This window comes from Methylobacterium sp. J-088 (assembly GCF_022829295.1).
In the GTDB taxonomy this organism is placed as follows: Bacteria; Pseudomonadota; Alphaproteobacteria; order Rhizobiales; family Beijerinckiaceae; genus Methylobacterium.
The window spans coordinates 61407-70743 of the sequence record NZ_JAKSYH010000073.1 but is presented as its reverse complement, the minus strand read 5'-3'; the positions used below and the strand labels follow the sequence as shown (position 1 = coordinate 70743).

8 protein-coding genes are annotated in these 9337 nt (G+C 69.6%); all 8 read left to right on the top strand.

The features are described 5' to 3' along the window. Positions 1-1109 precede the first annotated feature (1109 nt). The 8 genes from tsaB to MKK63_RS09055 all read left to right on the top strand — a co-directional run bounded on the left by tsaB (position 1110) and on the right by MKK63_RS09055 (position 9326). Positions 1110-1790, top strand: coding sequence for a tRNA (adenosine(37)-N6)-threonylcarbamoyltransferase complex dimerization subunit type 1 TsaB (tsaB, locus tag MKK63_RS09090; RefSeq protein WP_244000824.1), 681 nt, complete (start codon positions 1110-1112; stop codon positions 1788-1790). Continuing rightward, complete coding sequence (locus MKK63_RS09085) at positions 1787-2302, top strand: GNAT family N-acetyltransferase (RefSeq protein ID WP_244000822.1); 516 nt, start codon at positions 1787-1789, stop codon at positions 2300-2302. The genes tsaB and MKK63_RS09085 overlap by 4 nt, the downstream gene beginning before the upstream one ends. Positions 2303-2306: 4 nt before the next feature. Beyond that, positions 2307-3173, top strand: a complete 867-nt coding sequence (locus MKK63_RS09080) for a lysophospholipid acyltransferase family protein (protein ID WP_244000819.1) — start codon at positions 2307-2309, stop codon at positions 3171-3173. A 134-nt stretch (positions 3174-3307) separates the two neighbouring features. After that, positions 3308-5044, top strand: a complete 1737-nt coding sequence (locus tag MKK63_RS09075; RefSeq protein WP_244000817.1) for an L-lactate permease — start codon at positions 3308-3310, stop codon at positions 5042-5044. A 166-nt stretch (positions 5045-5210) separates the two neighbouring features. Beyond that, a complete protein-coding gene (gene miaB / locus MKK63_RS09070; RefSeq protein ID WP_244000843.1) occupies positions 5211-6548 on the top strand; it encodes a tRNA (N6-isopentenyl adenosine(37)-C2)-methylthiotransferase MiaB in 1338 nt (445 codons plus the stop codon). Between the two features lie 22 nt (positions 6549-6570). Then, positions 6571-7677 (top strand): PhoH family protein, encoded by a 1107-nt coding sequence (locus MKK63_RS09065; RefSeq protein WP_409564494.1) that lies wholly within the window; start codon positions 6571-6573, stop codon positions 7675-7677. 2 nt (positions 7678-7679) lie between these two features. Beyond that, the gene (gene ybeY / locus MKK63_RS09060) at positions 7680-8159 is read left to right on the top strand and encodes an rRNA maturation RNase YbeY (protein ID WP_244000839.1); all 480 of its coding nucleotides are present in this window, start codon (positions 7680-7682) and stop codon (positions 8157-8159) included. 36 nt (positions 8160-8195) lie between these two features. Then, the gene (locus tag MKK63_RS09055; RefSeq protein ID WP_244000815.1) at positions 8196-9326 is read left to right on the top strand and encodes a hemolysin family protein; all 1131 of its coding nucleotides are present in this window, start codon (positions 8196-8198) and stop codon (positions 9324-9326) included. The last annotated feature ends 11 nt before the right edge of the window (positions 9327-9337 follow it).

Genomic DNA, 9337 nt, shown 5'->3' with positions numbered 1-9337 from the left:
GGGCGTGCGACCGGGCAGGAGTCCGACCGGGCGGGGCAGCAAACGCCCCCCGCGCATACCCGCGTCTGGGCCGACCCTCTGCGACCGGCGCACCCGGCCACAGCGGGGGGGGGGACGGCTGGAAGGCATCGGCGCCGATGGGGGTTCGGGGGGGGCGTGGACCCTGCCCGCGACGGCTAACGGGGAGTCGCAGGACCGGAACGTCGAGCCGACGCCGCGACGAGGCAGACCGCACCGGCCGTGGACCACGCGCGATCGATGCCGCGGGAGCCGCGGGGACCGGATCCCGGGCGTACTTGGCCGACACCTGGGTTCCCGCGGCGTCCCGCGTCCCTCGTGTTAGTCTCTTGGGCCATGCCCCCGGCGCCAATGGCGGGTGGGGACGATGACGCATGTCCGGCGCCACGCGCGTTCGCGTCCGAGGCTTACTACTCCGGGCCATGCATCAGAGCTTGGTTAAAAACTTGGACGGCGAGCAGATCTGCCGTTTTTAGAAGATGAAATGTCATCGTGCATTTTATATGGCCGATATCTTTACTAGAGCGTGTAATTGACTGCTCTCGCGGGATCTTTTTGGCACTGATCGGACACGATGGTTTCGAAAGGTCTTCGACCTTTTGCGGGTGCAGGGCAGACCGCTGCTGTCGGGCTTCGCCCGCGCCAGGACTTCGCCCTGGCGACCCACCAAAGGGCTTCAGCCCTTTGGAAACCCCGGATCGAAGCTCAAGCGACGGGTCGCGACGGGCTGTGACCTGACAGCACTCAATAATACGCTCTCGATCGAGAGGCCCATCGTGAATGATCATCGAGATTGTTTGGGCGGTGGTGGAGTGAGTATCGCGCCGGTTCGACCGATCGAATGCAGAGATCCGCCGCCGCTTCGACACCATCCGGGCCGCCTGAGATCCACCGGCTGGCGCCTGAGAATCGCTCGCTGGCGCTCCGGGGGCAAAGCGGCGCAAGCCGGCAACACTCCGCCGCCGATAGGGGACGCGCGGCCGGCTCGACGCTGACGGGACAGTGATTTTGCTCTATCGATTCCGACTCTTCGCGTCCTTCCGGGGCGCAGGGAGCCGAGGGCCGGTGAAGCCCGGCAGGTGGGAGTGGGCGTGCGTATCCTGGCCATCGACACAGCGCTGGAGACCTGCGCCGCCTGCGTCATGGCGGAGGGCGACGACACGCCGATCTCGACCGAATCGCTCCCGATGGCGCGGGGGCATGCCGAGTCGCTTCTGCCGCTGATCGAGCGTGTCATGGCCCGCGTGGACGGTGGCTTCGAGGCCATCGACCGAGTCGCCGTGACGGTGGGGCCGGGCAGCTACACGGGGCTGCGCGTCGGCCTCTCGGCCGCCCGGGCGATCGGCCTCGCCACGGGCAAGCCCGTGGTCGGGGTCGGCACCCTGTCGGCCCTGCTGGCCCATCTGCTGGCCGAGACGATCGAGGGCTCGATCGCTGCGGCGATCGATGCCCGGCACGGCGCGCTCTACGTCCAGGCCCTCAACCCGGGGGGCGACGGCATCGTTCCGGCCCACCTGTCCGTCGCGGACGTCGCCGACCGCCTGGTCGGGGCGGGTCCCGTGCGGCTCGCCGGCTCGGGTTCGCCGGCGCTCGCGGCCGCACTGGCGGAGCGCGGGGTCGAGGCCCGCGTCAGCCGCGTAACAGGGCCGGACATCGCGTCCGTGGCGGCCCTCGGCTTGCTGGCCGATCCCGAACAGGCCCTGCCCCGGCCGCTCTACCTGCGCGGGCCCGACGCGCGGCCTCAGGACCACGCGCGGATCGCCCGGCAATGACGCGGCCCATTCTCTTCTGGCCCTTCGACTGGTGGTCCGCGTGGTGGGACGCGCTGAGCCCCGAGCCCTACGTGGCGCCGCTCACCGACGCGTCGCAGGCCCCGGCGCTGGCCCGGCTGCACGCCACCGCGTTCGCGCGGCCCTGGGAAACCCATGAATTCGAGCGGATGCTCTGCGAGCGCTCGACGCAGGCGCATGCCCTGTGGCGCGCCGGCACGCTCCACGGCTTCGTGCTCTCGCGCCGCGCCGTCGACGAGGCCGAGATCCTGACCGTGGTGCTGTCGCCGGCTCTGCGGGGCGGCGGCCACAGCCGCACGCTGCTGCGCGAGCACCTGTCGAGCCTCGCGCTGACCGGTATCGCCCGGGTCCATCTGGAGGTCGATGAGGGCAACGCGCCGGCCCTGCGCCTCTACGCCCGCAACGGCTTCCGGCAGGTCGGTGCGCGCACGGGCTACTACCTCAAGGCCGACGGCAGCCGGGCGACCGCGCTGACGATGAGCGCCGACCTCTGACGCCGTGAGCCGCTTCGGCCTCGCCTGCCGCGTGGCGGCCCTGGCCCTCGCCTTCGTGGTGCTGGCGCCGCCGCACTGGGTGGCGCTGCGCCTGCTCGGCCGTCGCTCCGCCCTGGCGCCGATCCTGTTCCACCGGGTCGTCCTGCGCCTGTTCGGGGTGCGGGTGACGCAGAGCGGCACGCCGCCCGCCCCCGGCGAGGCCGCCCTGGTGCTCGCCAACCACGTCTCCTGGCTCGACATCATCGCCATCGGGTCGCTGCGGCCGCTCTCCTTCGTGGCGAAGTCCGAGATCGCCGGCTGGCCGGTGATCGGCGTCCTCGCCGGGCTTCAGCGGACGATTTACATCGACCGGCAGCGCCGGGGGGCGACCGCCACGGTGAGCGTTGCGATGGGGCATCGCTTGGCCGAGGGCGAGCTGGTCGTACTGTTCGCGGAGGGCACGACCGGCGACGGCACCCGGCTGCTGCCGTTCCGCTCCTCGCTGGTCGGCGCCGCCCGGGCGGCGCTGCAAGCCGAGGTGGGCCGCAGCCGCGTGCGCCTGCAACCGCTGGCGATTGCCTATCCCCGGCGCAACGGACTGCCGGTGACCCGCGCCGAGCGGGCCGAGATCGCATGGTACGGGGATATGGAACTGGCCCCGCACCTTGCTGCCTTCGTGCAGGGCGGCCCGCTCGACGTGCATGTCGTCTGGGGCGCTCCGATCGCCTTCGAGGCGACGACGGACCGGAAGGTCGCCACCGCAGCCGCGGAGGCCGAGGTCCGCGCCGCGCTCCGGGGCATCGGCACCGGCGGTTGCCGCGCGCCTGAGGTCAGCGCGAGCCCGGCCCGCCCAGGCCTCGACCTTCAGGACCCGGAAGTCGCAGCGGTCTGACCGCGCGGGCAAGTCACCCAAGATGATCCGTAGAAATGGTGGCTGTAATACATGATGCAGTGCATTGAGCGGGCCGAACCTCTCTGCTAGCTAGGCCGCAACCCGCATCAGGCGGGATTAGTGGAGGTCGCCCGGTGCAAACCTGGAATCAGGTTTACGATCCGTTCGGGAGCGCTTGGCTCTCGACGCTCGCCGCCTCAGTGCCGGTCATCGCACTGCTCGCCATGATCGCCAGTGGGCGCGTGAAAGCCCACATCGCGGCCGTGATCGCGCTAGGCCTCGCCATGCTGGTGGCCATCGTCGGCTTCGGCATGCCGACGGAACTCGCCACCCGCGCCGCCATCCTTGGGATGGTCACGGGCTTCTTCCCGATCGGCTGGATCATCCTCAACGTCATCTTCCTCTACCGTCTCACGGTGGAGAAGGGCTGGTTCGCGATCCTGCAGCAATCGGTCGCCGGCATCACGGCCGACCGACGCCTGCAACTGCTTCTGGTGGCCTTCGCGTTCGGCGCATTCTTCGAGGGCGCGGGCGGCTTCGGCACCCCGGTCGCCGTCACGGGCGCGATCCTGATCGGGCTGGGTTTCTCGCCGCTGGCCGCCTCCGGCCTGTCGCTGATCGCCAACACGGCCCCCGTCGCCTTCGGCGCCCTCGGCGCGCCGATCCAGGGTCTCGCCTCGGTGACCGGCTACCCGCCCGAGATCCTCGGCGCGATGATCGGCCGGCAATTGCCACTGTTCTCGTTGCTCGTGCCGTTCTGGCTGATCTGGGTGTTCGCGGGCTTCCGCGGCATGATCCGGGTCTGGCCGCCGATCCTGGTCTGCGGCGCGACCTTTGCGGTCGCGCAGTTCCTGATCTCCAACTATGTGAACCCGTGGATCGTCGATATCGGCGCCTCGCTGGCCTCCATGCTGGCGCTGGTGCTGTTCCTGAAGGTCTGGCAGCCGCGCGAGATCTGGACCTCCCCGGCCCTGCGCGGCCACGATCCGTCGCTGGCCGTCGCGGGCCCGCGTCCGGTGGCGCTCGGCGCCGGCGTGCCGGGCACGCCCCCGGTCCATACCGGCGCCCGCACCGCCTCGCAGGGTGAGATCCTGATGGCCTGGGTGCCGTGGATCGTGCTCTCGATCATCGTGGCGATCTGGGGCACGGGCTGGTTCAAGGGTATCGTCAACCCGCTCTTTACCTGGAAGTACGAGGTGCCGGGCCTGCACAACGTGATCATGAAGGTGCCGCCGGTGGTGGCCAAGCCCGTCCCCGAGGGCGCGGTCTTCCTGTTCACCTACATGTCGTACACCGGTACCGGCGTGCTGATCGCCGCGCTCATCTCGGGCCTGATCATGCGCTTCTCGCCGCTGCGGCTGGTCACGGCCTATGTCGAGACGATCTGGGCCCTGCGCTTCTCGCTGATCACCATCGCGGCGATGCTCGCGCTTGGCGTCCTCACCCGCTACGCGGGCGTCGATGCCACGCTCGGCCTCGCGTTTGCCGGCACCGGCATCCTGTACCCGTTCTTCGGGACGCTGCTGGGCTGGCTGGGCGTGGCGCTCACGGGGTCGGACACGGCCTCGAACGTGCTGTTCGGCGGCCTGCAGCGGATCACCTCAGAGCAGCTCGGTCTGCCGGGCGTGCTGATGGCGGCGGCGAATTCGTCGGGCGGCGTGATGGGCAAGATGGTCGACGCCCAGTCGATCGTTGTCGCCTCCACGGCCACCGGCTATTTCGGCCAGGAAGGCAAGATCCTGCGCTTCGTGTTCTGGCACTCGATCGCGTTGGCCTGCCTGGTCGGCCTGTTCGTCATGCTCCAGGCTTACGTGCCGTTCTTCCAGCACATGGTGATCGACGTGCCGACCGCCGCGCCGGTCACGCACTGACACCGGCGGCGGACACACCCGCCGCACGCCAGCACCGGCCGCCTTCGGGCGGCCGGTCGCGTTTCAGGGACGCCGCGACGGGCCGCCGGATCCGTGTTAAGGGTTGGGCGCCCGGCCCGCGGGGCAGGCAGCAGTGTTCGGGCGGATTGGTTCGGGACGGCGCGTGTTGAAGAAGGCCTACGTCAAATCCTACGGGTGCCAGATGAACGCCTACGACGCGGCCCGCATGGCCGACGTCCTGGGTGCCGAGGGCTACACAGCGACGGATTCGGTCGAGGAGGCCGATGTGGTCGTCCTCAACACCTGCCACATCCGCGAGAGGGCCGCCGAGAAGGTCTATTCCGAGCTTGGCCGCCTGCGCGTCCTGAAGAACGAGCGGACCGCGAAAGGGCTCGATACGCGCATCGTCGTGGCGGGCTGCGTCGCCCAGGCCGAAGGTGCCGAGATCCAGGCGCGCCAGCCTGCGGTCGATGTTGTCGTCGGCCCCCAGAGCTACCACCGGCTGCCCGACCTGTTGGCTCGCTCCCGCGAGCGGCGCGTGGTCGACACGGAATTCCCGGTCGAGGACAAGTTCAACCACCTGCCCCGGCGGCGGACCCTCGGCGCGTCGGCCTTCCTCACCGTGCAGGAGGGCTGCGACAAGTTCTGTGCCTTCTGCGTGGTGCCCTACACCCGCGGCGCCGAAGTCTCGCGCCCGGTTGCGGCGGTGCTGGCTGAGGCGGAAAAGCTCGCCGAGGGCGGCGTTCGGGAGATCACGCTGATCGGCCAGAACGTCAACGCCTATCACGGCGCGGGCTCCGACGGCGCGCCGGTCGGCCTTGCCGAACTGGTGCGGGCCGTTGCAAAGATCCCCGGCCTCGCGCGGATCCGCTACACGACGAGCCACCCGAACGATTTCGACGACGCGCTGATTCGGGCTCATGCCGAGGTGCCGGCCCTGATGCCCTACCTGCACCTGCCGGTGCAGTCAGGCTCGGACCGGATTCTTGCGGCGATGAACCGGAAGCACACGGGCGACCAGTACCGGCGTCTGATCGACCGGATCCGCGATGCGCGACCAGATATCGCCCTGTCCTCCGACTTCATCGTTGGCTTCCCGGGCGAGACCGACGCGGATTTCGCCGAGACCCTGCGGCTCGTGCGCGAGATCGGCTTCGAAAGCGCCTTCTCGTTTAAATACAGCACGCGCCCGGGGACGCCGGCCGCCGACCGCACCGATCAGGTGCCCGAACCCGTGATGGCGGCGCGGCTCGCGGAGCTGCAGGCGCTCCTCGACAGCCGGCGCTACGCCTATCAGCGCGCGGCTGCCGGCCAGGTCTTCGACGTGCTGGTGGAGAAGCCGGGCCGGCATCCCGGCCAGGTCGCGGGCAAGACGCCGCACCTGCTCGCCGTGCAGTTCGACGCGGCCCCGCACCATATCGGTTCCGTGGTTCCGGTGCGCATCATCGAAGCCGGCACCAACAGCCTGTTCGGACAGCTCGTCTCGGAAGCTGCGGCGGCATGAGGCACATGACGAGGATGACGGCTTGAGCGCATCGGACGGGGCGGGCGCGCGCGGCGCGCTCAAGGGGCGCGGCCCGGCGGCGCGGCCGCCCGGATCGGACGAGCCGGTCGAGGTGCCGCTGACCTTCGACGACAACCGCCTCGCGAGCCTCGTCTTCGGCCAATACGACCAGAACGTCGCCCATATCGAGCGGCGGCTCGACGTCACCGCGACGGCGCTCGGCAACCACCTCGTCATCAAGGGCTCGCCCGACGCCGCCGAGAAGGCACGGCGGGTGTTCCAGAAGCTCTACACCCGGGTTCGCACCGGCGGCAGCACGCTGACGCTTGGCGATGTCGATGGCGCGATCCGCGAGGCCACCGCGCAGGCGACGCTGTTCCCGGCCGAGACGATCGCGGCCGAGGCCGACAAGCCGCATTTCGAGCAGATCGCCACCCGAAAGCGTGGGGCCGTACGGGCGCGCAACCCGGCGCAGGACGAATACATCAAGCTCCTGCGCACCAACGAGCTAGTCTTCGCCGAAGGGCCGGCCGGGACCGGCAAGACCTGGCTCGCCGTCGGTCACGCGGTCTCGCTGCTGGAGCAAGGCCATGCCGAGAAGCTGATCCTTTCGCGTCCCGCCGTCGAGGCCGGCGAACGCCTGGGCTTCCTGCCCGGCGACATGCGCGAGAAGGTCGATCCGTATCTGCGCCCGATCTACGACGCCCTCTACGACTTCATGGAGGCGCGCCATGTCGATCGGGGCCTGCAGACCGGGCAGATCGAGATCGCGCCGCTCGCCTTCATGCGCGGGCGGACGCTCACCAACGCCGTGGTGCTGCTCGACGAGGCACAAAACACGACCTCCATGCAGATGAAGATGTTCCTCACCCGCCTGGGCGATGGCTCGCGCATGATCATCACGGGCGATCCGAGCCAGATCGACCTGCCGCCGGGCCAGAAGTCGGGCCTCGTGGAGGCGGTCCGGGTGCTGGAGGGCGTCGAGGGGATCGGTCGCGTGCGGTTCAAGGACGTGGACGTGGTCCGCCACGACCTCGTCCGCCGGATCGTCACCGCCTACGAGAGCGCTGCCCACGGGACGGACGAGGCCGATCGCAACCCGAATTTCCGGCGCCGGCCGCTAGCGTGAGCATGCCGCACGAGATCGACCTCGCCGTCGAGGACGAACGCTGGGAAACCGCGATTCCCGACCTCCAAGCGCTCGTCACCCGCGCCGTGGAGGCCGGGCTTGCGATCGCCCCTGATAAGCCGGATGGCGCCGTCGAGGTCAGCGTCCTGCTGACGGACGACGCTGCGATTCAAGAGCTCAACAAGACGTGGCGCGGGAAAGACAAGCCGACCAACGTCCTGTCCTTCCCGGCCGCCCCGCAGCCACGGCATGCGCAGGTCGCGACGCCGCTCGGCGATGTGGTCCTTGCGTACGAGACCCTGGTGCGCGAGAGTGCGGAGCAGTCGACGCCGCTCCAGAATCACCTCGCTCACCTCCTCGTCCATGGCACCCTGCATTGTCTCGGTCAGGACCATGAGATCGGCGAGGCCGAGGCCGAGGCCATGGAATCCCTCGAAGTCGCGGCCCTCGCGACCCTCGGTATCCCGGATCCCTATGCCTGAGTGCGCCACGCCCGAACGTCCCCAGACCCGAGAGACATGAGCAACGATCGAAGTCGCGGCGCGGCCCTGGCCGCGCCCAGTTCCACCGAGGGAGAATCCCCGAATCGGGAGCCCTGGTACGACCGCCTGCTCCAGGCGCTTCACCTCAAACCGCGCGATTCCCTGCGCGAAGGTCTTGAGGAGGCGCTGGCTGAGCCGGATGCCGGCGAGAGCGGATTGTCCCCGCTTGAGCGCGTGATGCTCAAGAATGTGCTGGGCCTGCACAAGGTGCGGGTCGACGACGTGATGGTCCCCCGGGCCGACATCGTCGCCGTCTCCAACGAGACAAGCCTCGGCGACCTGCTCAAGCTGTTCCGCACTGCCGGCCATTCCCGACTGCCGGTCTACGGTGAGACCCTCGACGACCCCCGCGGCATGGTCCACATCCGCGATCTCGTGGATCACATCGCCGCCAAGGCCGAGCCGACCCGGCGCAGCGTCCCGGCTGTCAAGCCTGCGGAGCCGGGGATCGACGGCGCGGTCGATGCGGCGGCAGCGCCGCGCGTCCGCCGTCCGGCGCCACGGCTTCCGCGCAGCCTCGACCTCGGCAAGGTCGACCTGACCACGACCCTGGCGGCGACGCGTATCCAGCGGCCGGTCCTGTTCGTGCCGCCCTCGATGCCGGCGATCGATCTGCTGGTGCGGATGCAGGCCACGCGCACCCACATGGCGCTGGTGATCGACGAATATGGCGGCACCGACGGGCTGATCTCCATCGAGGACCTGATCGAGGTGGTGGTCGGCGACATCGAGGACGAGCACGACGTCGCCGAGGCCAGTTACGTTCAGAGGGTCGATGGCGAAGGCGATGTCTTCGTGGCCGACGCGCGCACACCGCTGGCCGAAGTCTCGGAGGCGACCGGCGTCGATCTGGCCGCCGCAGTTGGTGAGATGGCCGAGGAGATCGACACGCTCGGCGGGATGATCGTGACGCTGGCCGGACGCGTCCCCTCCCGCGGCGAACTGATCGCCGGACCCGGCAATCTCGAATTCGAGGTGCTCGATGCGGATCCACGCCGCCTGAAGAGGCTGCGCTTCCACAAGGGCGCGGCGCGGATCGGTGCCGTCGTGCCGCTCGCCCTGCCCCCGCCCTCCAATCCAGCGTCAGCCGAGACGCCTCGCCCGTGACGGTCCCGGCG

What these genes read in the sequence shown, in the direction of transcription:
- MKK63_RS09085 (WP_244000822.1), top strand. Translation starts at nt 1,787, where the DNA reads ATGACGCGGCCCATTCTCTTCTGGCCCTTCGACTGGTGGTCCGCGTGG.
- ybeY (WP_244000839.1), top strand. Translation starts at nt 7,680, where the DNA reads ATGCCGCACGAGATCGACCTCGCCGTCGAGGACGAACGCTGGGAAACC.
- MKK63_RS09055 (WP_244000815.1), top strand. Translation starts at nt 8,196, where the DNA reads ATGAGCAACGATCGAAGTCGCGGCGCGGCCCTGGCCGCGCCCAGTTCC.